Origin of the sequence: Cesiribacter sp. SM1 (assembly GCF_020178975.1) — a bacterium.
In the GTDB taxonomy this organism is placed as follows: Bacteria; Bacteroidota; Bacteroidia; order Cytophagales; family Cyclobacteriaceae; genus Cesiribacter.
Window position 1 is genome coordinate 26,290 of sequence record NZ_JAHXBU010000044.1, and the last position, 24,111, is coordinate 50,400.

Annotated in this window: 22 protein-coding genes and 1 tRNA gene; 10 read left to right on the forward strand and 13 right to left on the reverse strand. The window is 46.7% G+C overall.

The window, feature by feature from the left end:
• The first annotated feature begins 14 nt into the window (after window positions 1-14).
• Together KWJ01_RS08390 and KWJ01_RS08395 are read left to right on the forward strand one after the other, a co-directional pair.
• Window positions 15-1,208: a DUF2062 domain-containing protein gene (locus KWJ01_RS08390; RefSeq protein ID WP_224995981.1), complete on the forward strand. Its 1,194-nt coding sequence runs from the start codon at window positions 15-17 to the stop codon at window positions 1,206-1,208.
• 345 nt (window positions 1,209-1,553) lie between these two features.
• Window positions 1,554-1,892 (forward strand): hypothetical protein, encoded by a 339-nt coding sequence (locus tag KWJ01_RS08395; protein WP_224995982.1) that lies wholly within the window; start codon window positions 1,554-1,556, stop codon window positions 1,890-1,892.
• 76 nt (window positions 1,893-1,968) lie between these two features.
• Here the strand turns inward: KWJ01_RS08395 and KWJ01_RS08400 are convergent, their stop codons facing one another.
• The 6 genes from KWJ01_RS08400 to KWJ01_RS08425 all read right to left on the reverse strand — a co-directional run bounded on the left by KWJ01_RS08400 (window position 1,969) and on the right by KWJ01_RS08425 (window position 7,807).
• Entirely contained in the window at window positions 1,969-2,688 is a 720-nt protein-coding gene (locus KWJ01_RS08400) for a LysE family transporter (RefSeq protein WP_224995983.1), read from the reverse strand.
• Window positions 2,689-3,042: 354 nt separating this feature from the next.
• A complete protein-coding gene (locus KWJ01_RS08405; RefSeq protein ID WP_224995984.1) occupies window positions 3,043-3,912 on the reverse strand; it encodes a transglutaminase family protein in 870 nt (289 codons plus the stop codon).
• Window positions 3,913-4,878 carry an alpha-E domain-containing protein gene (locus KWJ01_RS08410; protein WP_224995985.1) on the reverse strand — a complete coding sequence of 322 codons (966 nt, stop codon included), beginning with the start codon at window positions 4,876-4,878 and terminating at the stop codon, window positions 3,913-3,915.
• A gap of 99 nt (window positions 4,879-4,977) precedes the next feature.
• On the reverse strand, window positions 4,978-6,453 hold the full coding sequence (locus KWJ01_RS08415) for a circularly permuted type 2 ATP-grasp protein (RefSeq protein WP_224995986.1): 1,476 nt from the start codon (window positions 6,451-6,453) through the stop codon (window positions 4,978-4,980).
• Window positions 6,454-6,898: 445 nt separating this feature from the next.
• Window positions 6,899-7,102 (reverse strand): hypothetical protein, encoded by a 204-nt coding sequence (locus KWJ01_RS08420; protein WP_224995987.1) that lies wholly within the window; start codon window positions 7,100-7,102, stop codon window positions 6,899-6,901.
• A 408-nt stretch (window positions 7,103-7,510) separates the two neighbouring features.
• Window positions 7,511-7,807: a hypothetical protein gene (locus KWJ01_RS08425; RefSeq protein ID WP_224995988.1), complete on the reverse strand. Its 297-nt coding sequence runs from the start codon at window positions 7,805-7,807 to the stop codon at window positions 7,511-7,513.
• Window positions 7,808-8,308: 501 nt separating this feature from the next.
• Here KWJ01_RS08425 and KWJ01_RS08430 point away from each other — a divergent pair.
• From KWJ01_RS08430 to KWJ01_RS08440, 4 genes are all read left to right on the forward strand, one after another.
• A complete protein-coding gene (locus KWJ01_RS08430) occupies window positions 8,309-9,340 on the forward strand; it encodes a glycoside hydrolase family protein (protein WP_224995989.1) in 1,032 nt (343 codons plus the stop codon).
• A 251-nt stretch (window positions 9,341-9,591) separates the two neighbouring features.
• The gene (locus tag KWJ01_RS08435; RefSeq protein ID WP_224995990.1) at window positions 9,592-11,775 is read left to right on the forward strand and encodes a hypothetical protein; all 2,184 of its coding nucleotides are present in this window, start codon (window positions 9,592-9,594) and stop codon (window positions 11,773-11,775) included.
• 21 nt (window positions 11,776-11,796) lie between these two features.
• A complete protein-coding gene (locus KWJ01_RS27965) occupies window positions 11,797-11,925 on the forward strand; it encodes a hypothetical protein (RefSeq protein ID WP_255651046.1) in 129 nt (42 codons plus the stop codon).
• Window positions 11,926-12,041: 116 nt separating this feature from the next.
• On the forward strand, window positions 12,042-13,511 hold the full coding sequence (locus KWJ01_RS08440; protein WP_224995991.1) for a glycoside hydrolase family 28 protein: 1,470 nt from the start codon (window positions 12,042-12,044) through the stop codon (window positions 13,509-13,511).
• Window positions 13,512-13,680: 169 nt separating this feature from the next.
• Here the strand turns inward: KWJ01_RS08440 and KWJ01_RS08445 are convergent, their stop codons facing one another.
• The 5 genes from KWJ01_RS08445 to KWJ01_RS08465 all read right to left on the reverse strand — a co-directional run bounded on the left by KWJ01_RS08445 (window position 13,681) and on the right by KWJ01_RS08465 (window position 18,087).
• Window positions 13,681-14,556 carry an alpha/beta fold hydrolase gene (locus tag KWJ01_RS08445; RefSeq protein WP_224995992.1) on the reverse strand — a complete coding sequence of 292 codons (876 nt, stop codon included), beginning with the start codon at window positions 14,554-14,556 and terminating at the stop codon, window positions 13,681-13,683.
• Between the two features lie 203 nt (window positions 14,557-14,759).
• Window positions 14,760-16,070 carry a phosphatidylserine/phosphatidylglycerophosphate/cardiolipin synthase family protein gene (locus KWJ01_RS08450; RefSeq protein WP_224995993.1) on the reverse strand — a complete coding sequence of 437 codons (1,311 nt, stop codon included), beginning with the start codon at window positions 16,068-16,070 and terminating at the stop codon, window positions 14,760-14,762.
• Between the two features lie 592 nt (window positions 16,071-16,662).
• A tRNA-Leu gene (locus KWJ01_RS08455) sits at window positions 16,663-16,747 on the reverse strand.
• Between the two features lie 59 nt (window positions 16,748-16,806).
• Window positions 16,807-17,139, reverse strand: a complete 333-nt coding sequence (locus KWJ01_RS08460; RefSeq protein ID WP_224995994.1) for a putative quinol monooxygenase — start codon at window positions 17,137-17,139, stop codon at window positions 16,807-16,809.
• Between the two features lie 99 nt (window positions 17,140-17,238).
• Window positions 17,239-18,087, reverse strand: coding sequence for an S-adenosyl-l-methionine hydroxide adenosyltransferase family protein (locus KWJ01_RS08465; RefSeq protein ID WP_224995995.1), 849 nt, complete (start codon window positions 18,085-18,087; stop codon window positions 17,239-17,241).
• A 98-nt stretch (window positions 18,088-18,185) separates the two neighbouring features.
• Here KWJ01_RS08465 and KWJ01_RS08470 point away from each other — a divergent pair, with 98 nt between their 5' ends.
• Together KWJ01_RS08470 and KWJ01_RS08475 are read left to right on the forward strand one after the other, a co-directional pair.
• Window positions 18,186-19,175, forward strand: a complete 990-nt coding sequence (locus KWJ01_RS08470) for a PhoH family protein (RefSeq protein ID WP_224995996.1) — start codon at window positions 18,186-18,188, stop codon at window positions 19,173-19,175.
• Entirely contained in the window at window positions 19,150-19,581 is a 432-nt protein-coding gene (locus KWJ01_RS08475) for a GNAT family N-acetyltransferase (RefSeq protein WP_224995997.1), read from the forward strand. The genes KWJ01_RS08470 and KWJ01_RS08475 overlap by 26 nt, the downstream gene beginning before the upstream one ends.
• Before the next feature lie 113 nt (window positions 19,582-19,694).
• Here the strand turns inward: KWJ01_RS08475 and KWJ01_RS08480 are convergent, their stop codons facing one another.
• Window positions 19,695-20,246 carry a hypothetical protein gene (locus tag KWJ01_RS08480; RefSeq protein ID WP_224995998.1) on the reverse strand — a complete coding sequence of 184 codons (552 nt, stop codon included), beginning with the start codon at window positions 20,244-20,246 and terminating at the stop codon, window positions 19,695-19,697.
• Window positions 20,247-20,276: 30 nt separating this feature from the next.
• A complete protein-coding gene (locus tag KWJ01_RS08485) occupies window positions 20,277-21,179 on the reverse strand; it encodes a mechanosensitive ion channel family protein (protein WP_224995999.1) in 903 nt (300 codons plus the stop codon).
• 88 nt (window positions 21,180-21,267) lie between these two features.
• On the opposite strand from KWJ01_RS08485, the gene KWJ01_RS08490 reads away from it, so the two are divergent.
• Complete coding sequence (locus tag KWJ01_RS08490; protein WP_224996000.1) at window positions 21,268-23,340, forward strand: ComEC/Rec2 family competence protein; 2,073 nt, start codon at window positions 21,268-21,270, stop codon at window positions 23,338-23,340.
• Window positions 23,337-24,110: an enoyl-CoA hydratase/isomerase family protein gene (locus KWJ01_RS08495; RefSeq protein ID WP_224996001.1), complete on the forward strand. Its 774-nt coding sequence runs from the start codon at window positions 23,337-23,339 to the stop codon at window positions 24,108-24,110. Before KWJ01_RS08490 ends, KWJ01_RS08495 begins: the two co-directional genes overlap by 4 nt.
• The last annotated feature ends 1 nt before the right edge of the window (window position 24,111 follow it).

A 24,111-nucleotide genomic window follows, 5' to 3' on the forward strand; every position in this document is an offset into this window, starting at 1 on the left:
TATTTCCTGTGCCTATGAAAGAGCTGTTTAAAAAGCACAACTGTTGCGTAATTATACCAACCTATAATAATGGAGGTACACTGCAGCAGGTTATAGAGGAGGTACTGCGCTATACCGAAGACCTTATTGTGGTGAACGATGGTGCTACTGATCACACCCATGAGATTCTGCAGCATTTTGAAGACAGGGTGCAGATTATCCGGCACGAGCAGAATTCAGGCAAAGGCATGGCCCTAAGGAATGGCTTCAGCCATGCGCTGGCGCAGGGCTACGACTATGCCATTACCATCGACAGTGATGCCCAGCATTTTCCCTCCGACCTGCCGCTCTTCCTGGCAGAGCTGGAGAAGCAGCCCGAGGTACTGCTCATTGGCGCCCGAAACATGGAAGGCGAGCATGTGCCAGGCAAAAGTAGCTTTGGTAATAAGTTTTCCAACTTCTGGTTCTGGGTTGAAACCGGCTATAAAATGGATGATACCCAGTCGGGCTTCCGCTTGTACCCAATTCGTAAAATGGAGGGTATTCAGTACCGGACCAGCCTTTTTGAGTTTGAAATTGAAGCCATTGTTAAAGCTGCCTGGCGCGGAATTCCGGTAAAGAATATTCCGATACAGGTGCATTACGAGCCTGGCAAAAAAAGAATTACACATTTCAGGCCGCTCCGCGATTTTACCCGCATTAGTGTACTCAACACCTACCTGGTAACACTTGCGCTGCTTTACTATATTCCGTTGCGCTTCTTCAAATCCCTAACACGGGAAAACATCCGGAATTTCATCAGCAAGAACTTCTTTGACAGGAATGAGCCCCTGCATATTAAGGCACTTTCCATTGCTTTTGGAGTGTTTATGGGCATTTTTCCTGTATGGGGTTTTCAGCTGCTCATTGGCATACCACTGGCGCATGTATTTAAGCTTAACAAAGCACTCTTTATTACGGCAGCGCACGTAAGCATACCGCCAACAGTTCCTTTCATCATATATGGCAGTTACTTGCTGGGTGGGGTGTTTATGGAAAATCCAAAGAATGATATTCTGTTCAGCGATGGGCTTACAGTAGAAGCAGTAAAAGACAACCTGTTTCAGTACCTGGCCGGAGCAGTGCTGCTTTCGGTTGGTATGGCAGTGATTTGCGGCCTTTTTTCTTACCTCTACTTCTATATTGCCCGCAACAGGCGCCTTGCTGTTAAGCCTGTAAAAAGTGTTTAGCCGTTAGTTGCAGGCTTAGGGTAGAACAAATTATTAAAACCATTGAATTTTCATATAGCCTGATCGAAATAGTTCAAGCAGCAGCCAGAGTTTACGCTGCTATGGTTCAGCATAAAGTACAATACAGGCTGCTGTATATTTCTGGCAGAAATTTGATTGTTTGGCAGACTCTTACTTTCATTTTCTGCGGTAATATTTGAGCACACCGTTCATTTCCTATAGGCTGATTGTTCCATTTTATATTGTACCGTTAAGAGGAGCAACAGATTAAAATATAATTACATACTGGTTGGAATAGGACTTTTAAAATATATCCTATATATTAGAGAGCAAAGCTTACCCCGGATGAACATAAGACTTATTGTACTGGTGCTTCTGCTGGATCTTGGTTTAGTGCTGTCAGTTGCATACTTCCATGCCGATGCATATCCGATCACACAGCAAAATACTGCAACAACTGAAAAATCTGGCGCAATGCGTGCGGCAGCTCTCGATGAATCGGCTAATGGAATAGTAAGCTCCGGCAAGGGAGATCTTAAAGCCGGGGAAGCATCTGGGGAAGCAGTCTGGAACCAGGCACTCTTTATAAAGGACCTGTGGATTGGTTTGATTGCTATCTGTGTAATCAACAGCTTTCTGGTGTTGATCATCCGCAAAACTAGTGCTGCTGAGGTAATTGAATAAGGGCCGCATACTGCTGTTATGCAAGCCACAATGGATCACTGAATTAGCTGGGCCAGGATATTTGCAGCTTAATTTCTTAATTTGGGGGCTGGCTTTTTGTTTCCTCTTCCACCTTTTCCAGCTGTTTTTCCAGTACATTCTCATTGCTCTTGATGCCAATTCCTCCTCCCGTTTTAAAATCTATGAGCTGGTAAACCTGGTAGGAACCGGCGCAGAACAGGAAGATGCCCATCAGCCTGACCAGCTTATTCCAGTGGTTTTGAATGATGCGCCCGCCACTTATTAATACAGAGGCCATTCCTGCCAATACCAGAAAGCTCACCGCCTCCATAATGGCAATGTTCAGGATGTATTTGAAGGTATTCACATCCCGTGCATAAATTTTAATGAACTGCAGAAAGGTGAGGTAAACAAAAGGGATAACTGGATTGCTCAGGCCAACAATAAACCCGTTCCGGTAAAAAGAGCCATGGTTAAACTCCCTCTTTTTATCATTATTCTGGCTGCTTTTGATAATGATAACGATGCCCCACAACATCAGCAGGAAAGAAGCAATAAGGTAGAAAACGGATTCTAACTTCTGGTGGGTAGAGATAAAATCGTTTGCGAGCAGTGCCAGTGCTATGTACAACAGCTTGGAACCCATCAGGCCTCCGTATACCTTCAAGGCAGCAGTTTTGCTTTCTTTCAGGCATGTGTCCAGCACAAAAAACAGGGCAGGACCACTGGGTACACCCAGAAATAATCCCGCAATAATAGAAATCAGTAGCGCCGACAGCTCAAACGATTCAAACATACTTCTTTCCCTTTCCTTCTCCTTTAAGGATAATGCTTATTCGGCAAGCATAACGCTTTATAAACATTACCAATTTGCAACTACACCTGAGAATAAGATTACTTCTTTGTTGGGGTAAGCTGAAACTGCAGGCACATCAAGCAGCCTCTATACCAAGCTGTACTTCTTACTGTAAAACAAGGCTCGGGGTTACAATAGTTTTAGTATTATCAGGCCATGCCTGTTAATATCTGTTTAGTTGCTCAACTACTACTGATTCAATGTTGCGTTTCTGTTGTATCAGTTTAAGAGCCAGATGATTTAAGGATTTGTCAAAGAATAAAGCAAAAATTGGAGAAAAGCTGGCGGCTGCTTTTATTGCTGCTGCTGTTGCGACTGCTCTACTACCTCTACAGTGTGACTGGTGGTATTAGGTCCGGTTGGTCTGATATGGCCCTTCAGGGGGCTGCAGTCATCAAAATCGGCACCATCGGCTACTTTAATGTAGTGCTGGTCCGACATCATGTTATTAGTAGGATCTACACCTACCCAGCCCATGCTTGGGATATACACTTCTAACCAGGCATGCATCTGGAGTGAGCCTAAAAATACCTGTCCCTGGTTTAAATAGCCCGATACATAACGACAGGGGATCTGTTGCTGGCGGAGAATGCCCAGCATCAGGTGAGTATAATCCTGGCAAACACCTCTTGGATTATCCAGTACATCGCAGGCACGTGTGGAAAAAGTAGTAACACCGGTCTGATATTCCATCATATTGTGCAGCCTGCTATTCAGATCAGTAATGTAATCGAACAGGGGCTTATCTTTCTGAAACAGGAGGTCCCGGGGGATTCTTGCAACAGGAAGATCAGTAAGGGATGTTTGCTGAATGTAGAGAAAATGGTCTACGATAAAATCTTCTGATTGCAGCACCTTCAGTTCTTCTTCAAGCGGCAGGCTTTCTTCAGTAATGTGCAGCATGCCAGTGGTCTTTTTCCTGACCGTGCAGCTCACCTTTAATTTAAAATGCTGGAAAGGCTGTGCTACCCGAATACAGATTAGCTGGTATCCAAAAACATTACTGGCATGGAACACAGGTAAATCTAAAGAGTTTTCAACAGTCTCTTCCAGCACTTCCTGAGTATCATCTGTACAGGGAAGCACCAGAAATTTGAATAAGGCTTCCGTCACTTCGTGCTCATAATGATTTTCAGCCTCGTAAATAACCTGATAAGTAACCATCTAATAAGTAAGATATTGTTTTTCCAGCTGTACTCCAATCTGGATTAAATCTTCCTGAAGAGTCAGCACAAACTCCTCCTCATTATTCAGAATTTCATCCAGGGTACAATAATCCATTTTTGCAGTTAGCTTTCCAATAGTAAACTCAACGCAATCCGGTGTGATGGGTTTGTTGTTGCTGATGATATTTAAATCTGTCTTTAGCTTTTGCAGATTAAAGAGCACCGATTTTGGGAATTTATCATTGAGCACCAGGAAGCTAATGGCTCTTTCGCGGCTGGGTGGTACACCACCATAAAAGTTGCGGCTTACATCGAGACCACCGGAACTACGCAGCAGGGCTGCCCAGTGGTAGCTGTTAATGGCCTGACTCATGGGGGAGTGCCCCGTGGCTTTTATATCATTTAGTTTTGATAAGATGATCTGGGTAATCTGGATAGCCCTTTCCAGGTGAATGCCTGTTTTGATCATCGACCAGGCCTCGTTATGCAGTAGGGTGTCGTCTGCTACACCTTTGATAATGGTTGTAGACTCCATTACAGTTTTGCAGAAATCGTAGGGACCTTTCTTTTCTAAAGAATCCCTGTTGAATCCTTTAGTGGTGTGGTAAAAGCGATTGATAGATTCCCACAATTCTGTGGTGATGTTATTACGGATCCCCCTTGCATTCTCACGGGTCAAACCTACATAATTCTTTACCGAAAAAGGGTTCTTATCATCAATTGTAAGGAAATAGACCACATGGTTATCGTACATACCGGAATTACAGGCATGATAGCTATCCCAGGCATGGGCCATATACAGCATAGATTCCAGCATGAGCTGCTTGTTGAAGGCACGCGGTGCATCTGAAGAAGACAGGTACTGAACGTTAATATACCTGGATAGATGTTCTATTCTTTCAATGTATCTGCCTATCCAAAACAAACTGTTTGCTGTTCTTGAAAGCATAAAGGATGATGACATATAGCTGATATTTTAGGAAACAACTGCCAGAGCAGTGCCTCCGGAATTGATTTAAAGAGTTTAGGGCAATGAAGGTGGTTGGGGGGCTATAGTACAGGCTTATTCATCCTGCAATACCCAGGTATCTTTAGATCCGCCACCCTGTGATGAGTTCACAATCAGGTTACCCTTGCGCAGCGCCACCCGCGTAAGCCCGCCTTTGCAAACGTAGGTAGACCGATCGCCGCTTAGGGTAAAAGTTCGCAGGTCTATATGCCGGGGCTCAAACATACCAGTCTCTTCGATATAGGTGGCATGTACCGACAGCGCCATTGTTGGCTGGGCAATATATTTGCGGCGGTTGGCTTTAATCACCTCCTTAAAATCCCTTAACTCCTGCTGGCTGGCCTTATTACCGATAAAAATGCCATATCCTCCGGATTCATCCACCGGCTTTACAACCAGCTCGTTCAGGTGTTCCAGCACATAGTTCAGGTCATTGTCTTTTTCGCAGCGGTAGGTATGAACGTTCTTTAAAATGGGCTCTTCATTCAGGTAATAGCGGATAATATCAGGTACATAGGTATAAACTGCTTTATCATCTGCCACGCCTGTGCCCGGTGCATTTACCAGGTTTACATTTCCCTGCCGGTAGGCCGTCATAAGGCCTGGTACGCCCAGGGTAGAATCAGGCCTGAATGCCAGGGGGTCTATATAATCATCGTCAACACGGCGGTAGATCACATCTACTTTCTTGGGTCCATGAATGGTTTTCATGTACACAAAGTTATGGTCTACGTAGAGGTCGCGCCCCTCTACCAGCTGCATACCCATCTGCAGTGCCAGCAGGGCATGCTCATAATAAGCTGAGTTGTATACACCAGGCGTAAGCACCACACATACGGGATCATCTACCCCCTGTGGCGCAACACTTTTAATCACCTCCAGCAGCGATTCGGAATAATCAACCACCGGCTGTACATTACTGTTAAAGAAAAGGGTGGGGAGGATCCGCTTGGTAGAAATACGGTTGGAGAGCACGTAGCTAATACCAGAGGGTGTGCGTAAGTTATCTTCCAGTACATAATATTCTCCATCTGAATGGCGGATGAGGTCGGTGCCCGATATATGTACATAGACCTGTGAGTAAGGCACAAAATCCATCATGTACTTGCTGTAGTGCTGCGAGGAGAAAAGCAGTTCTTTCGGCACCACTTTGTCTTTCAGGATCTTTTTCTCATTATATATATCCTTCAGAAACATGTTTAAGGCCAGGTTACGCTGAGCAAGCCCCCTTTCTATCGTATCCCACTCCTTAGCCGGAATAATGCGGGGAAGCAGATCAAAGGGAAATATACGCTCCACCCCCTGTGAAGTATCAGAGTATACATTAAAAGTGATCCCCTGCTCAAAAGAAGACCTCCGGGCATATTCATTCATGTTTTGGAAATCTTCCAGCCTGATTTTAGCAAGATGATCTGTAATTTTCCGGTAGTGTTCCCTTATGTACTTGTTCTCGTCGAATACTTCATCATAAAAGCCAGGTGCATTGGGGTAATCCTTGAGCAGATTTTCTAAAAAGGTTTCCGGGATCATAAAAAGTAGATTTTACATGCTTCTATAATTTAAGCATAATAAATCAATTTATACATGTGGTGCGTTAGCCTTTGTACAGAGCAGCCTTCAAATTGACCCTTAACACCAGGAAAAACATAGAAAAGCCTGATCTAAGCGTTTGAATATTGGTGCTTTGTTTCAGAATATCATTAAAACTGCAGGAATAGCCTGCTGTACCCGGGAGGCTGCAAGCTTGCATCTGCGCAGTCTGTACCCGAAAGGGTACTCAATGCAGCTGTGTCTATTATTAGTGCGCTCCGGTATCTGAAGCGCAAAGGATAGCTAATTTTTGAGGATTGGGAACAAACAAGGGGGAGCAAAAGCCTGTAAGGAGTTTTGAAACAATAAAAAAGCCTACCACTATGGCAGGCTCTTAAGCTTCGTACAACAGGTTTTACACCTTCAATATGGAATAAGGTAATTATTAGTTCAGGCTGAAATTTATGCCAAGCAAGAGTTCTTTGCACACTACCGGTTTTCTTAAATAAGTGGTTTTTGCCTGCTTCAGCTCGTTCTCCATGTCTACCACTTCGTGGTTTATCCGCTTGATTGAAGCTTTCAAAAACTCATTAAGTTGCTTTAACCTCTGAATCAAGTCTTCTGCCTTGTTATTATCTGTATTTTTCATGTCACCCTTATAATTCCTAACAAAATTAGGCTAAGGGTATACCCTTAAAAAGTTGATCAGAGGCAAAACATTACTGTCTTAGAAAGTTCATAGCAATCGTTTCCACTACACTATTAATAGCATTAAAGTATTTTATATTTAGATATAGCCCACATTTTATTAAAAAAACAGCCAAACCATACATCTGTGTATTGAACAATACAGCAGGGGACGACTGGCTTTTCATGAAACAAAAAATGTTAAACTAGTAGGACCTGTTTTTGAGGTTCTAAAGGTTTTGGCCGCTTTATGCGCCGAAATTGAAAACCATTGACAACAGAAGAACGGGAATAGAACTGCTTCTATCAATGGTTTTCCAGGGAAAAGCGGCAGTAAGAAAATTCATATAATGCATCCCATTGCAGGGAGTTACGCTGCTAAAGACTTAGCCTTCTTTTTGTAAAGAACCAGCTCTGTATTGTCAATCTCGGGATATGTCCAGCCATCGTCTCTTTTAACACCAAGATGCTTGAATAAATAGTCTATGACCTGTAAGGTTATCTTTGGGGAGCACTTGAACGTATGCATCTGCTCAACACCTAATTCATAAGGGTTTCCTAGTGTCCTGATCAGGCCAACACCAATCCTCCAGTTGCGGGTGTCTTCATCCTGTAGGAGTCTTGTTATACGTTGTATGATGATATTTGGGTCGGTATATGCTTCCATGGGTAATCACCTGTTATGTAGTGGATTATACGCAGAATTGAGCTTTAGGTGGATAGCAGGAAGATGAAAAACTCTAATAATGCTGTGGCAGAAAGTATCGGCGGCAGCGGAGTGCAGCACCAGGCTGTTTCGCTCTGCTGAGTTGCTCCTGCCCGGGTTTGCCTACACCTGCACAAATGGAGGCTCTTAATAACACAAAACCTTTAGCAGCTTAATCTTTTGCTCAATTTCTGTTGGAAGTCAGGCGGATGAACATTTTTTCTTTATCTTGTCATTTAACGGTGGGGCTGTGCTTACCAGCTTTAGGGTGGTACTTTATATTAACCAAGGGCCATCTTTCTTGTAACGCGGCAGCACGGCAATGATATTTTACCGCTCTTTTTATGGAAGCTGTAATTAGCAGTACCAGATACTAATACCCTTAAACCTCCAATGGACAGAAGGTCATTTTTTTCCCTGCTTGCTTTGTCTCCAATACTTTCCCCTTTTTTTGCCCGGAAAGTGCAATCGATTGCGCAGGCACAAAAAAAGCCCGGGGAAGGGGAGGGAATGGAATCTGACTTCTGCAAAAAGCTCAGGCCCATAGGCCGCCGGCTGGAAACAGAAGGCTATTACGTATGGGGAACAAGTCCTGTTGAAGGACCGGACGGAAAGATTCATGTTTTTTACTCCCGATGGCCGAAAGAATACGGAATGGGAGGGTGGATCCATAAATCGGAGATCGCCCATGCTGTTGCCAGTACGCCTGAGTCTGAATTCAATTATGTGTCTACAGTCTTAGCGCCACGCGGTGAGGGCTTCTGGGATGGCTCCACCTGCCATAATCCCCATATAAAGTTTGTGGATGGAAAATACTGCCTGTTTTACATGGGCAATGCCAACAGGAAAACAGACACCAAAAGAGTAGGACTTGCAGTTGCAGACAGCCCATGGGGCCCCTGGAAGCGTCCGGACCATTTTTTAATAGATGCCAGCAAGGACGATAAGGCATGGGATAGCCACTGTACCTCTAACCCATCTTTCGTAAAAAGCCCGGAAGGGCAGTACCGACTGTACTATAAATCCTGGAATACGGAAGAATATGAAAATTATACCGATCCCAAAGTGCGGGGCAACAGAAAGTATGGACTTGCCATTGCTGAATCCCTGCAGGGCCCTTATGTAAAATATGCAGGCAACCCTGTGATCGATTACTCAAATCGACCGGGAAAAAACGTGCAGGCAGAGGATGCTTATGTGTGGTTTGAAGAGGATAAATATAAAATGGTAATGCGCGATATGGGCATCTTCAATCATCAGTATGGCCTTTACACAGAATCGAAAGATGGTATCAACTGGCGTGAACCACAGATCGCCTATTATCAAACGGATCATTATTTCAGGCAACCGCCTGCGCCCAGGCACCTGTCGAAATACGGGCGCTTTGAGCGGCCGCAGTTGCTTTTGCAGAATGGAAAGCCTGCTTACCTGTTCCTGACTACTCAGGGAGGGGCATACATGACCTCCAGTACTTTTGTGTTTAAAATTGGATAGGTGAGGAGTTACACTACAAGGCTTTTATAACAAGGGCAGGCTTAGCCGCAGGAGCAGCCATTTGCCTTTTCAGCCCCTTCTCCTGTGCACAGAAGGAGGCTGACTCCCTTCTGTAGAAAAGCGTTCGTTACAGCAAAACCCATGTTGTGACGGCTATAAAGTAATAGAACGGATGGGGTGAGCCTTGTGTAGAAAGAAAGAAACAGGCTTCAGGCCATTAAAATTGAATAATTTTTTAGTGCAAAATAATAATGACAAGGAAAACCTTTTCTGCCCAAAGGGGGCTGTGGGTGTTTTTGGCAGCCTTTGCTCTCCATATTGGTGCTTGTACTACCAGCGAGTTAAGCAATACTGAAACAGACAAAATTGACCGCCAGGCGCTGGTGACCCGCCACAGTGTAAAGCTGAATAGTGCGGATACACTGGCTTCCCTTTCTGTAGGAAATGGGGAGTTTGCCTTTACGGTAGATGTAAGCGGCCTGCAAAGCTTTCCTGAATATTACGAAAGAGGCGTTGCGCTTGGTACACAGTCGCAGTGGGGCTGGCATGTAATTCCTACCGACCAGCATTATAGGGTAGAAGAAACCTACCGCTACGACACTTCCTGTACCGGCAACATTATTGCGCATCCGGTGCAGCATAATGGTGGCCGGGAGCAAAGGGCTGCCGACTGGCTCAGAACAAACCCACATCGCTTACATTTAGGCGTAGTTGGGCTCCAGCTTTTAAAGGAAAACGGAGAAGTGGCGTCCGTTCACGATCTTCAAAACATAAACCAGGAGCTGAACATGTGGACGGGCGAAATTAAGAGCCGCTACGAAGTAGAAGGAGTTCCTGTGACGGTGGAGCTTTTTGGCCATCAGGACCAGGACCAGGTTGCTGCCCGCATCAGCTCTCCGCTCATTGAGCAAAACCGCCTGAAAGTTACACTTAAATTTCCTTATGGTTCTGGCTGCCACGTGTGCCCTGGCTATGACTGGAGTCAGCCCGACGCCCACTCCACCAGGCTTACAAACACAGGTGAAAACAAAGCACAGCTGGAGCGGAAGCTGGATACCACCCTTTACTACACCCACATACAGTGGGGCAGGGGCGGACAGCTTATAGAAAAAGCAAAGCACTCTTTTGAGCTGACGCCTGCTTCTTCGGAGGGTACTTTTGAATTCAGTGTTCTTTTTGATAAGGAAGCGGCTAAATCAAAAATGGCTGACTTTTCGGCTACCCAGAGTAACAGCCAAAAAAGATGGGAGGAATTCTGGACAGAAGGTGGCGTAGTGGACTTTTCAGGATCTACCGACCCCAGGGCACATGAGCTGGAAAGAAGAGTGGTTCTTTCGCAGTATCTTACCAGGATTAACTGTGCAGGCTCGCTGCCGCCGCAGGAAACCGGTCTTACCTTCAACAGCTGGTATGGCAAGTTTCATGTTGAAATGCACTGGTGGCACGGTGTTCATTTCGCTCTCTGGGATCGCCTGCCTCTGCTGGAAAAATCACTCCCCTGGTATTTTAAATCCCTGGAAAAAGCAAAGGCTGTGGCAAAAATGCAGGGTTTTAGCGGGGCGAGGTGGCAGAAAATGACCGATCCCTACGGAGATGAAAGTCCCTCCAGCGTAGCGCCATACCTGGTGTGGCAGCAACCGCACATTTTATACTTCACAGAACTGATCTACCGGCAGCATCCTACGGCAGAGACCCTGGAGAAATACAAGGAGCTGGTATTTGAAACAGCTGATTTTATGGCCTCTTTTCCGCAGTACAATCCCCAAACCGGCTATTACCATCTCTGTGCTCCTGTAAAGCCTGCGCAGGAGTTGTGGCCATCGAACGAAACCCTGGACCCTCCTTTTGAACTGGCTTACTGGCATTTTGGCCTTAACATGGCCCAGCAGTGGAGAGCGCGCCTTGGCATGCAGCCAAATGAAAAGTGGCAGGAAGTGCTGGATAAGTTAGCGCCCCTTCCGGTTGTAGACGGTGTTCTCTTTCCCACGGCTGCGCATCCCGATGCTTACACCAATCCTGAATACATGAGAGACCACCCCATTGTGCTGGGCACTTTTGGTATGCTGCCTCATTATGATCAGATAGATACCGCAGTCATGAAGGCCACTCACCATAAAGTACTGGAAAGATGGGACTGGGAATCGACCTGGGGCTGGGATTACCCCATGATGGCCATGAATGCAGCCCGCCTTCACATGCCGGAAAAAGCAGTTGATGCCCTCTTCATGAACCTGCAAAAGAACACTTACCTGCCCAACGGGCATAATTACCAGGACAAAAGGCTTCGCATATATCTGCCAGGAAACGGAGGTCTCCTCACGGCAGTAGGCATGATGGCTGCCGGCTGGGACGGTGCTCCCGATCTCCATGCCCCCGGCTTCCCTAAAGACGGTAGCTGGAAGGTTCGCTGGGAAGGACTGCATAAAATGCCCTGAACGCTTAATGAAACAGACAACATGCTGTCTATCATAAAATACGAGTTTAATAAGTGTAATAGTAACATTGGGGTAGAGGGTTTGCTGTCCCGCCTGCTCCTCTTTGCCTTAGCAGCAAATTCAGCAGCAGCGGCGCAGAAAGCCCTGTAAATGGTAGAGTTGTGTATGCCCTGGCCAAAGGGTTAAATAATCTATAAGGTACTGGCCCTGCTCTGTTGGCGAATCCTGAACTGGATAAATAAGAAAGAAACAAGATGAATGAACCTATGAAATTTACCATTCTTAAGAAATGGTTATCAGGCCTTAGCTGCTTAGCAGTGTTGGGCCTGATGGCCACCTGCTCCGGGAGCTCGGAGCAGCAGCGTAGCAGTACTGGCGAAAGTATTGCAGCAGATGCAGATGACCCCTGGGCAGGGCTGGAGACCGTCAGAAGCCAGATCAATGCACCCCGGTTTCCGGATAAAGATTTCCTGATCACCGATTTTGGCGCAGTAGGAGATGGTAAAACAAAAAACTCTGAAGCCTTTAAACAGGCCATACAAGCCTGCCACGATAGTGGCGGCCGCAGGGTAGTAGTGCCGGAAGGGACCTGGTTAACTGGAGCCATTCACCTGAAGAGCAATGTAAACCTGCACCTTACTGATGATGCTACGATCCTGTTCAGTCGCGATACAGCCGATTATCTGCCTGTGGTGTTTAGCCGTTGGGAAGGCATGGAGCTGATGAACTACTCGCCCTTCATTTATGCCTATGAGCAGGAAAATATAGCAGTTACCGGCAATGGAACGCTGGATGGAAATTCAGATAACGACAACTGGTGGTACTGGTGCGGAGCCAGAAAGTACGGCTGGAAGGAAGGTCTGGGAAGGCAGAATCCTGCACGTGCACTGCTGCATCAGCAAAACCGGGAACAAGTTCCGACAGAGCAGCGGATATACGGTCCCGGTCATTACCTGCGTCCGCAGTTTGTGCAGCCCTACAAATGCAAAAATGTACTGATCAGCGGCATCAGACTTATTAATTCGCCCATGTGGAATGTAAACCCGGTGCTGTGCGAAAATGTAACAGTAGAGAACATCAGGGTAGAATCGCTGGGACCGAATAATGACGGTTGTAATCCCGAATCCTGCAAAAATGTGCTGATCAGGGGATGCTATTTCGATACTGGCGATGATTGCATCGCGATCAAATCCGGCAGAAACGAAGATGGCAGAAGAATTGGCCGACCATCAGAAAACATAATCATAGAAGACTGTATCATGAAAGAAGGACATGGTGGTGTGGTTATTGGCAGCGAAATTTCAGGAGGTGCCCGCAACATCTGGGCACAAAACTGTACCATGGACAGCCCGAACCTCGACAGGGTACTGCGAATCAAAACCAGCTCGCAGAGAGGCGGTACCGTAGAAAACATTTTCATGAGGAATGTAAAAGTAGGTACCTATCGTGAAGCTGCTGTGAAATGCAATATGTTTTATGAAGAGGAGGGTGCTCATATCCCCACGATCCGGAACATCATAGTAGAAAATCTGCAGGTGGAGAATGGCGGTAAATACGGGGTGCTGGTAAACGCCTATGAACAGTCTCCTGTAGAAAACTTAAAGCTGATCAACTGTACCATCAATGGTGTGGAAATTCCGGTACAGGCAGATCATGTAAAAGATATGGAGTTTGAAAATGTAACAATAAACGGTAAGCCTTACGCCGGGGCTGGTAATGTGGCTGGTGCCAATTAACAGAAGAATACAAGTTTGCCGCCTTTTCCTTTCCCTCTCATGAATGAGTGGGAGAATAGCATTAGGATTGGCTTAATGTAATAGAAGCCATACTGGATAGGTTGCATCATCATGAATCACCCCTAAAACCAGGGGTAATCTATGGACACATCCGGCTGCTGGAATACCCCTATTTTTTTGTGGCTATTGCAGCAATATTTGCTGCAATAGCCTTCCATTGATCTTCCTGCAGAAAGTGTTTGGCAGGCAGCTTGTGTACTTCCTTTAGCCTGGCTACCTGTTTGATCTCCTCACCATAGCGTTCGTAATCCAGGGCTGGATCTTCGGCACCCCATACGGCCTGCACCGGATAAGGCACATCCTGTACAGCCTTGTGGCAGAGCTCCCGAAAAGCAGCGGAGTGATCAAAATTGCGCATGATTTTCAGGAAGGCTTTCCCTCCATCATCCCGTTTCAACAGGTCAACATAAGCGTTGATTTCTTCTGTTGGAATGGGATCGGAATTGGAAACACCCATGGTTTTAAACAGGAGCTGCCAGGTGGTGTGGGTGGTAGCAGCCAGCTGTGCCTCGCCCAGTACAGGCTTTTCGAATGGGCGCATGGGCAGGGGCTTCTGAAATTTATCTACCTCTATCCAGGTGTTGAGAATGGTGAGTGACAGGATCTTTTCCCTGTTTTGGGCAGCCAGGGCAAAACCAATAGGGCCTCCAATGTCATGTATCACTAGGTGATAGCGTTTTAAACCCAGCTGCTCGGCTGCACGGGCGCAGAAGTGGGCAAAGTTTGGGAAAGAGTAGTCAAAATCTTCGGGTCTGTCAGAGAGTCCCAGCCCGGGCAGGTCAATGGCAATACCGCGCAAACCCTTTGCTTCCAGCTCTTTTAGTACCTTGCGGTACAGAAAAGAAGAAGTGGGGACTCCATGAATACAGAAAACAGGTTCTCCCTGCCCACGGTCAAGGTAAAAGGTCTTTACCCCGTCTACATTTACATATTTACCGGAAGCACTATGTTCCTCAATTACCTGCTCTGCCGACCTGCTGCTCATGTTCTTTAGCTTTGAATATTAAACCTTCTCTCTTGCACAAGGATAAACAGCCCAATCTAAACCTTGTTCTTAAGAACAGACAGTATGTTTACCGCTGCCTCGATAAAAGCAATGTTTAGTGCACCGGCCACACAGCAGGGGCTTACTTTACCATTCTTCCGCATTTTTGTAATAAATGCCATTGCGGCAAAGCATAGCTTCTTTTATTCAAAATATTCGGTTGCATTCAACAGCAGGCAGGAAGGGTGCAGGTGCGGGTGCTGGTGAAATTCACTGGCATCGCTAATCTTAACAGAAGCATCTTCTATATCATGCTTCAGCATTGCCAGTACCTGCCTGGCCAGTTGAGGGCTTTCCACCAGTACATTTACTTCAAAATCGTGCAGGGCACTCCTGTGGTTTAAGTTGTAAGAACCAAAGAACACTTCATTATTGGCTACATCCAGTGCAATTTTCCAGTGCGTCATTCTTTTTCTGTAACTGTAGAAGGATACTCCTTTCTGTAAGGGCTCCCACATGCGGCATTGAATCGCACTTTCATTCTGCATATAATCATTCCCCTTGGCCTTGTATGGGTTGATAAGGACGATCTTTCTTGCCTGCTCCTCTTTCAGTTCAGATAACTGCTTCCAGAAATGCTCGTCGTTTATATAAGGGTTTTCGATAATAAAAGTGCCTTTGCATTCTTTTAACTTCTGCAGGTAGTAGTTCCTGATATGATTCTCCTTCATGCCCGGAAAATAGCCAAAGACGGTACAAACATCATTGCCATAGCTTTCCTGGCTGTTGTGGCGTTTCCGGAAGTCAAAAATATCGCCACCCCGTACCATCCATTTAGAAGCAAAATTCTTGTTCAGTACAGCCACACATGGCCCCTTGATCAGTACTGCACCATCATGCCACATTTCCCCGATGTTTTCCTGCTCGTCTGCCGGCGACTGTTCATAGAGGTACTTATTACCAATATTCATACCGGTTATTACGGCACTCTCACCATCAAAAACTAATATCTTTCTATGATCCAGGGTATCGGCATTGAGCGTAATACCCTGCTGAATAACATCCTGCATCGCCAGAAATTCTTCCGGCACACCCTTGTTCCGCAGTTTGGCCCTTTCTTCGTCCCAGTTATCCATCTTATAGGATTCTTTGTCGGAGGCAACGAATTTTACACCTGCTTGCACAAAAAGATCTTTCAAGTCAGAAAAGTCAGAGCTGCCCGATGAGCGGTATTTTTCCAGCATCCGAACAATGCTGCTCATGTCAGAATCACTCATCACCCTCACGTCTACGCCTTCTCTAGCCTTCTCAGCCAGTGCCTTTGCTATCTTGAAGCCAGCCTCATCGCTGTAAAACAGCATAACCTGGAAGTGAATGTAGTGGCGGGCCTGCTTAATCTCTCTCAGGAGCATTGCAAGAGAATCAGGACCATCCACAAAAAGCTCTGTATGATTCCCTTCAGTGCGTACAGGCGAAAAAAGTTCTGGGGCTATATCAGAAGGTTGTTCAGTCATGGCAATTAAAAAATGAGTGCTCAAAAAAAATATTCTGGATTTGCCCGGATGAAGGACTATGTATAATCAGTATAAGCCCTGGGCTTTCGTCCTTCAGCGGTGCCTAATGATGACTAATTCTCTCACCTTAAAGTTTTTGATACCCCAGTACCTTTTAAGGCTAAAGCGCAGGCAGATGATTTTAAGCAAAAACCTTTAACACCTGAAAAGCTAAACAGCCTGCTCCCTGTATACTAAAACAAAATATATTGCTGAAGCACTGCTTTTGGAAAACAGCTCATAAAAAAATATTTCAAATTTTATCACAGCTGCGGTTCTATGGGGCATAGCAAAGATAAAGACACCTTCAGGGCGCCTTTTTCTCTGTTTTTTATGCTTTTAAGGACAGCTACTTTTAGTGTGAGAACCTTGCCGCCTGCGCTAGGCGAAGCAGGTACATTCCGGAACGCTGGCATACTCTAAAAATGCTAGCTTTCAAGCCAGCCCGTAAACACCCAAATGCTATTGCCTATGATGATTGTTGTTTCGGTTGTTGTTCGTAAACAGAAAAAGCCCCACTACTAGCTATGATATCAGCTTGCGTGAGGCTTTATGGTACCTGAAGCCGGAATCGAACCGGCACTCCCGAAGGAACACGATTTTGAGTCGTGCGCGTCTACCAGTTCCGCCATTCAGGCATGCGTCTGGTTGCTTACAAAACTATAGATATTACGCCTGCTCTGCAAACAGAGTAGGTTTAATTTTCAGCTTTTTCTTCCTGTAGCGCTTCCTGCCCATCTACTTCCACTATTTTCTTGCAGGAGAAGGCAATAGGCTTGGCAGCAAAGTATTTCTTCATTTGTGACCACACCTCCATAAAGAGGGCAGAATGCCTGTAATTGTCCAGGGCTTTCAGGTCACGCCAGTAGCTGTAGGTTGTTAATATATGTTCCTGGCCGTGGTCTTGTAACAGCTCCAGCCTAAGGCAGCCGTCAAAGGCCCGGATACGGTCTTTGGTATCGTTGAAAAGCTTCAGGAAATCCTCAATGTGCTCTTCTTTAAAATACATGCGTACTACGCGGATTACCATAAGCAGTAGGAATGGTTAAACAGTTTTGGCGCAAAACTACACTCTTTGGTAGCCTTATCCAACACGCAACTCTGAAGAATTGGAATAAATCGGAAATAATTAGAAGCTGCGGCGAAGCCCTCTGTTGCGGGTGCTGTCTTTTAGCATGCTGTCACCTTCATCAACTGTGGCAATGTGTACCAGAATGGGGCTATCATACTCCATTCCCAGCAATTCTGCAGCATGCCCGCTGTGAACGCCAATCTCCAGCAAACCTATGCTGTTGAACACGGCAAACAGTTCGCCGGCGTCTACCAGGTTGTAGGTCTTGTGGATCTTATTGATCTGTTCACGCCCCAGCTTAATGCGGAACTTATCCGTTACCAGCTGCTCAAATTCATGCTGCACAATATTGGTCACCAGGTTGCCATAATGATCGATATGAATAATATGGCCGGCAATAAGCTGTTTGCTTAGCCTTGGCTTGCGCGGAATCATCCGGTTAAAATACTGGGTAGGTTCCCCAAGGCTGCTAAGCGGGGTGCCTTGCGCCAGGAGTGCCGCGGCTGGTGCCAGTATGTCGCGGGCAGGGAAGGTGGTGTTGCGTGCCAGTTGCTTTTCCTCCTCGGTATGGCCCAGTATTACAATCTCATCAGGCTCTTTTTCGCTGATCAGGCCAAGCAAGCCATTATCAGTACCAACAAAATAGTGGCCCTCCATTTTAATGGCTATATAAGGCTCGCCCAGGTTACCGGTGGCATGTACGGCTACCAGGTGAACGCTGCCCTCAGGGAATTCACGGAAAACATTACCAAGCACAAAAGAACCATGTGCTATATTGAAATGTTCTATATGATGACTGATGTCTACGATCATCTGATCGGTTCGGATGGCCATCATGCGCGCCTTCACTGCTGCCACATAATGATCTGTGGTGCCGAAGTCGGACATAAATGTGATTATTGCCATAGCCGAAGATGGATTTATTTCGTAGATTTGATAGAAAACAAACTTACTGATTTTTGTAGAGGTTTAGAACTTGAGCAACCAATTTATTTAGATAGCCTTTGGTAGAAAAAGTCATTACGTTAGAGAACATTTCGCTGCCGGATTTCCTGGGAGTGGAAAATAAAAATATTCAGGAAGTAGCTGCGGCTTTCCCTAAAAGTAAGATCGTTTCCAGGGGAAATGAGATTAGGATAAGGGGGTCTGCGCCTGAAATTTTGAAGATTAACGATATCCTGAACTCCCTGCTGCAGCACTATCACCGCTACGGTAAAGTAACCACCGATAACGTTCAAACCTACCTGCAGCAGGAAGAGCAGACAGTGCTTGACAATGCCAATGACCAGACGCTGCTTTACGGCACCGGCGGCTTTGGTATCAAGCCCAAAACGCCTAACCAGCAAAAGCTGGTGGATGCTGTTATAAACAATGATCTGGTGTTTGTAATTGGCCCCGCGGGTACCGGTAAAACCTATGTTTCTGTTGCCCTTGCGGTTAAGGCGCTTAAGAACAAGCAGGTTAAAAAGATCATCATTACCCGCCCGGCGGTAGAGGCTGGCGAGAGTCTTGGTTTTCTGCCGGGCGACCTTAAGGAAAAAATTGATCCTTACCTGCGCCCGATCTATGATGCCCTGCATGAAATGATTCCCGGAGAAAAACTTAAGTTTTACCAGGAGAATGGCATCATAGAAATTGCGCCACTTGCCTATATGCGTGGCCGTACCCTGCAGAATGCGTATATTCTGCTGGATGAAGCCCAGAATACCACCCCTATGCAGCTAAAGATGTTCCTGACGCGGATGGGGCCTAATTCTAAAGTGATTGTTACCGGTGATGTTTCCCAGATTGACCTGCCCAGCAGGCAAAAAAGCGGACTTATAGAGGCGCTTAACATTCTGGCTGGCGTAGAAGGCATAGGATTTGTACAGCTGGAAGGATCAGATGTGGTACGCCACAGGCTGGTACGCAAAATTATCGACGCTTACGATAAAGCTGATGTAGGCGAATCCGGAAGAGGTAATAGCTATGGTGCAAGTAAAACAGGTAGCTAACCAGCAGCAGCTGGATGCTGCTTTCGAAATTCGCCGTAAGGTTTTTGTAGTAGAACAGGAGGTACCTGCCGAGGAAGAGTACGATGAGTTTGAAGAAAGCTCACGTCATTTTCTGGCCTACACTGCCGAAGGTTTGCCCTGTGGCACTGCCCGCTGGCGGTATACCCCTAAAGGTATAAAGCTGGAACGTTTTGCCGTACTCGGGGAGCAGCGGGGCAAAGGAGCAGGGGCTGCGCTGGTGCAAAAGGTGCTGGATGATATATCCTCACAGCCCGATGCTGATGGCAAAACCCTGTACCTGCATGCCCAAATAACCGCAATGCCCCTGTACTCTAAATTTGGCTTTAAGCCTGATGGGCCGGAGTTCCTGGAATGTGGCATACGGCACTATCTCATGAAAAAATAATATCAATATAAAAAAGAAGAGCAATGCTTGGCATTGCTCTTCTTTTGGTTTAGAGAGATATCCTCAGATAAGGGAGTAGTTCTCTAAAAGTTTAATCTCTGTCTCTGTGCAGATTACTGATCAGTGCCTTCATCACGCACATTTACATCAACATCTACATCTTTATTTCTAAGATTGTCCCACTCGCGCTCCCAGTCACGCAGGGTGGTGTTTACATCGTTACGCACACGTTCCCAGTTCTGTTCAGTAGAATTTTCTACTTCGTCAAGACGCTGGCTTAACCTGTCGCGCTCGCGCTGTATAGCCTGTTTGCTTTCTTCCCACTCCTGTCTGGTCTGGGCTTCTACGTTTTCACCGCCACGTTCCATATCAGCTTCGATCTGCTCCAGGGAGCGGTCTGCACGGTCAATATCCTGACGTAGCCTGTTTCTTACCAGCTCACGGTCTTCGTAAGCATATTCCTGGTCTATGTTATAATCTCCGTTTTCGTATTCTACAGTTGGCTGATTTATTCTTGTTTCTTCGGCTTCTACTATTTCTTCAGCTCCTTCATAAGTTGAGCCTTTTTGTCTGTTTGTATCGCCGTCGCAGGCGGCAAAAGTAGTTGCAAAAATACCAGCAACTAAAAGAGTACCTGCGGATTTAAAAATGTTATTGCGTTTCATAATATCCAAAAAAATTGGTTCTCCCGTATTTTAACGGTTACCATTTTGAAAGGTTGCAGGCCACATACTGTCCAGCTTTTCTCCACCCTTGATACCAAAATCCAGCGTACGGATTGGGAATGGAATCATGATGTCGTTCTCGTCGAAGGCTTTCTTGATGGCCATGATCGCATTGCTCTGCGCCTCCAGGAAGTCGGGCTGTAACTTATAATCTACCCAGAACCTAACCTCAAAGTTGATGGAGCTGTCGCCAAACTCTTTATAGAAAAGCTGAATAGGATCGTTCTGCCTTACCTGCGGTACGGTTTTAATTGCATTAAGCACCACCTGTTTTACCTTCTCCAGGTCGTCGCCATAGGAAACACCTACCGGCAGATCTACCCTTCTCTTGCCATAGGTGTTGTAGTTGGTGATGATGTTCTGAAAAACATCCTTGTTGGGAATAATGTGGTACTGGCCCTGAAAGGAACGAATAATGGTTGACCTCAGGCTCATGTCTGTTACGATTCCCATTTTATCCTTTGCCTCGATAATGTCGCCTTCGCGGAAGGGCATGCGAATGGCCATGATGATGCCAGACATAAAGTTGGCGGCAATATCCTGGAAAGCAAAGCCAAGGGCCAGGCCAATAATACCGGCACCTGCCAGCAGGGAGGTAACAGTCTTGTCCAGCTGCAGCAGTCCCAGTGCAATAAAAGCACCAAACAATAAAACGGCAACAAATGCTATGTTCGCTAACAGGTGCTGGAGGGTGCGCTGCGGCGTTACCCGGTGCATAAGGCCTGCCACAAGTTTACGTGCCAGGCGGGCAATAAGGTAGGCAACTACTACAATTAGCACTGCCAGGGCAAAATTTGGCAGCATGTGTATAATGGCGCGGGCCCAGTTCTCCAGTTTGTCTAAAATAAGTTCTGATGCGTTGGCTATTTCCATATGATTCTAAACAAGTTCCATTTTAAAACCTGAAGCTGCCAAAAAGGTTGAGAAGATACCCTTTCTTTCTTAAACAAAACTGTTTTACATGCAGCACTGGCTGGCTTTTCCATGGATTCGATACGTATTGTGGCTTATTCCGGGAGTTCTGGCTGCTTTCTACTTCCGGGGCTGGGGTATGCTTGCATTATATGTTGCCCTTACTGCAGCAGTGCTTTTACTGCTGTTGGTTTTTTTACTGAAAAAGAACAGTGCTGTTGCGCAACTGCTATGGGGAATTCTGGCTTTTGCCATGCTCCTGTGCTTTGGCTACTGGCGTACCACAATTTCGCTGGAGGTAGTAGCGCCTGCAGATGCCACTGCCGGTGTATGGTTTGCTTCGGTAGAGGAGGAGCCTGCCCAGACAGCCAGGAGCTACCGGTTCAGGGCCAGTGTGTGGGATACAGCCGGGGCTATAAACAAAACAGAGGCCCTGCTTACGGTTCCGCTAACTGCGGTAACAGACCCGCCCGTGCCCGGCCAGCTTTTGTTTGTAAAAGGACAGCTGCAGGAGGTGCCCGCACCTCTCAACCCGCAGGAGTTCGACTATAAAGATTACCTGGCCCTGCAGGGAATACACTACCAGCTTTTTACACAGGCAGTGCTGCCCCTGAGTAAACATATAAATACACTTTCGGCTTTGGAGCGCACTGCCCTGGGCAGCAGAAAGTACCTGTTGCAGGTAGTGAGGCGCTATGTTACAGATCTGCAGGCTGCAGGGGTGGTGAGTGCCATGGTGCTGGGCCATCGTGCCGGGCTTGACCGCAGTTTGCGGCAGGCCTATGCAGATGCAGGAGTGATGCACGTACTGGCCGTTTCGGGGCTGCATGTGGGCATTGTGTACAGCTTTTTGCTGTTCCTCCTTCGTTATTTTCAGCGGGGCCTCTGGAAGCGCCTCTGCTGGCTTGCTCTTTGCCTGCTGGTATTATGGATATACGCATGGATTACAGGCCTTGCACCCTCGGCCATGCGGGCAGCCCTGATGTTCTCTGTTATTGCCACAGGTAAGGCCATCAAACTAAAGGGCAACATCTACAACTCAATTGGATTTTCTGCCTTTTTGCTGTTAGTGATCAATCCCCTCCTGATAAAGCAGGTAGGCTTCCAACTAAGCTATGCGGCAGTTATCGGCATTGTATACCTGCAGCCCCGGATTGTGCGCTGGTATCAGCCGGAGCATCCTTTTCTGAAAAAGTTATGGCAGCTGTTTACTGTAACCCTTGCTGCACAGCTGGCTACCTTTCCGCTGGGCCTCTACTATTTTCACCAGTTTCCTACCTACTTTTTTATCAGTAACATCCTGGCTGTTCCCCTGGCTTTCTTTATTCTTGCTGCCACACTGGTGCTGCTGCTTTTGCACTGGCTGCCCCTGCTAAATGTACTGATCGGCTGGGTTGTGATGCACCTGGCCATAGGATTGAACGATTGGGTGAACCTTACCGGACAGCTGCCCGCCAGCAGGCTGCTGGCATTCATCAACAGCTGGGATGCACTGCTGCTTTATGCAGGCATCATCAGTCTGCTGGTGCTGCTGCGCCGCCGAAGTTTCTTCTGGGTGGGTGCTACTTTCTCACTTTTATTGCTGCTGGCCTGTAGTGGTATTTACAGAACGTACCAGCTCCGCAACCAGCGCCAGTTTACCATTTACCAGGTTTCCGGCCATACGCTCCTTCAGTTTGTGCATGGGCAGGAGGAGCTGCTGTTGCCCATAGGCCCGTTGCCAACAGAGCAGCAGCTGGGATTTCATGTAGAGCCTGCCCGCATAGCAGCTGGGGTAGCATCCAGCCCGGTGCACCAGCAACTGCCCCGGGACTTTCAGCTGCCCTCACAAAGCATAAGAGGTGTACAGCTCTTAGTCTGGAATGGAATAACAGTGGCTGTGGTGGAGGGAGGAAAACCGTTGCTTCTTCCCGATGAGCCCCTTGAAGTAGATGTGCTGCTGCTGAGGAAAAGCCCCCGGCTTGCTCCGGAGTTTCTTCAGCAGGCCTTTAAGGTTCGGCACCTGGTGCTGGATGCCTCCAACAGCCGCTGGTACCGCCAGCAGTTTAGTTCTGCAGCAAATTCTTTAGATTTACCCTTTTATGTAACCTCAGACAGAGGCGCATTTATTATTTCTTTATGAATACAATACGTTACCACATCCAAAACCGCATTGCATACATAACCTTAAACCGTCCCGAAAAACGGAATGCACTGAATGCCGAAACCGTATCGGAGCTGAAGCAGGCTTTTAAGGAGGCTACAGCAGATAGTGCCGTAAAGGTTATCGTGCTGGGTGGCGAGGGAAAGGCTTTTTGTGCAGGTGCCGACCTGGCTTATCTTCAGCAGCTTCAAAACAATACCTTTGAAGAAAACCTGGCCGACAGCCAGCACCTGATGCAGCTCTTCCATCAGATTTACACCTTAAACAAGCCTGTAATAGCAGCCATAAACGGACATGCACTGGCTGGTGGTTGTGGCCTGGCAACTGTTTGCGATTTTTCTTTTTCTGTGCCAGAGGCAAAGTTTGGCTACACCGAAGTAAAGATCGGGTTTATACCGGCAATCGTTAAGGTATTTCTGCTTAGAAAAATAGGAGAGGGGAGGGCAAAAGAATTGTTGCTCGGCGGCCAGCTGATTACTGCCGATAAAGCAGCACAGTGGGGCCTTATAAACGAAGTGGTGGATACCGGTATGCTACAGCAGCGGGTTGAAACATTTGCCACCATGCTGTGTACGCAAAACAGTGGACAGTCTATGGCTTTAACCAAGCAAATGATAGCCAGGGTACAGGAGTTGCCGCTGGAAGAGGCCCTGCAGTATGCAGCAGAGCAAAATGCCGCTGCCCGGGCTACGGAAGACTGCCGCAGGGGTATCTCCTCTTTTTTGAACAAGGAAGAACTGGAGTGGTAGT

Bases quoted from the DNA above. Each gene is read 5' to 3' on its own strand.
- KWJ01_RS08405 (WP_224995984.1), bottom strand. From the start codon at position 3,912: ATGGTTACTTATCAGGTTATTTACGAGGCTGAAAATCATTATGAGCAC.
- KWJ01_RS08440 (WP_224995991.1), top strand. From the start codon at position 12,042: ATGAAATTTACCATTCTTAAGAAATGGTTATCAGGCCTTAGCTGCTTA.
- KWJ01_RS08425 (WP_224995988.1), bottom strand. From the start codon at position 7,807: ATGGAAGCATATACCGACCCAAATATCATCATACAACGTATAACAAGA.
- KWJ01_RS08445 (WP_224995992.1), bottom strand. From the start codon at position 14,556: ATGAGCAGCAGGTCGGCAGAGCAGGTAATTGAGGAACATAGTGCTTCC.
- KWJ01_RS08410 (WP_224995985.1), bottom strand. From the start codon at position 4,878: ATGTCATCATCCTTTATGCTTTCAAGAACAGCAAACAGTTTGTTTTGG.
- KWJ01_RS08420 (WP_224995987.1), bottom strand. From the start codon at position 7,102: ATGAAAAATACAGATAATAACAAGGCAGAAGACTTGATTCAGAGGTTA.
- KWJ01_RS08485 (WP_224995999.1), bottom strand. From the start codon at position 21,179: ATGGAAATAGCCAACGCATCAGAACTTATTTTAGACAAACTGGAGAAC.
- KWJ01_RS08400 (WP_224995983.1), bottom strand. From the start codon at position 2,688: ATGTTTGAATCGTTTGAGCTGTCGGCGCTACTGATTTCTATTATTGCG.
- KWJ01_RS08415 (WP_224995986.1), bottom strand. From the start codon at position 6,453: ATGATCCCGGAAACCTTTTTAGAAAATCTGCTCAAGGATTACCCCAAT.
- KWJ01_RS08475 (WP_224995997.1), top strand. From the start codon at position 19,150: ATGGTGCAAGTAAAACAGGTAGCTAACCAGCAGCAGCTGGATGCTGCT.
- KWJ01_RS08450 (WP_224995993.1), bottom strand. From the start codon at position 16,070: ATGACTGAACAACCTTCTGATATAGCCCCAGAACTTTTTTCGCCTGTA.
- KWJ01_RS27965 (WP_255651046.1), top strand. From the start codon at position 11,797: ATGCTGTCTATCATAAAATACGAGTTTAATAAGTGTAATAGTAACATT.
- KWJ01_RS08465 (WP_224995995.1), bottom strand. From the start codon at position 18,087: ATGGCAATAATCACATTTATGTCCGACTTCGGCACCACAGATCATTAT.
- KWJ01_RS08460 (WP_224995994.1), bottom strand. From the start codon at position 17,139: ATGGTAATCCGCGTAGTACGCATGTATTTTAAAGAAGAGCACATTGAG.
- KWJ01_RS08395 (WP_224995982.1), top strand. From the start codon at position 1,554: ATGAACATAAGACTTATTGTACTGGTGCTTCTGCTGGATCTTGGTTTA.
- KWJ01_RS08490 (WP_224996000.1), top strand. From the start codon at position 21,268: ATGCAGCACTGGCTGGCTTTTCCATGGATTCGATACGTATTGTGGCTT.
- KWJ01_RS08435 (WP_224995990.1), top strand. From the start codon at position 9,592: ATGACAAGGAAAACCTTTTCTGCCCAAAGGGGGCTGTGGGTGTTTTTG.
- KWJ01_RS08390 (WP_224995981.1), top strand. From the start codon at position 15: ATGAAAGAGCTGTTTAAAAAGCACAACTGTTGCGTAATTATACCAACC.
- KWJ01_RS08480 (WP_224995998.1), bottom strand. From the start codon at position 20,246: ATGAAACGCAATAACATTTTTAAATCCGCAGGTACTCTTTTAGTTGCT.
- KWJ01_RS08495 (WP_224996001.1), top strand. From the start codon at position 23,337: ATGAATACAATACGTTACCACATCCAAAACCGCATTGCATACATAACC.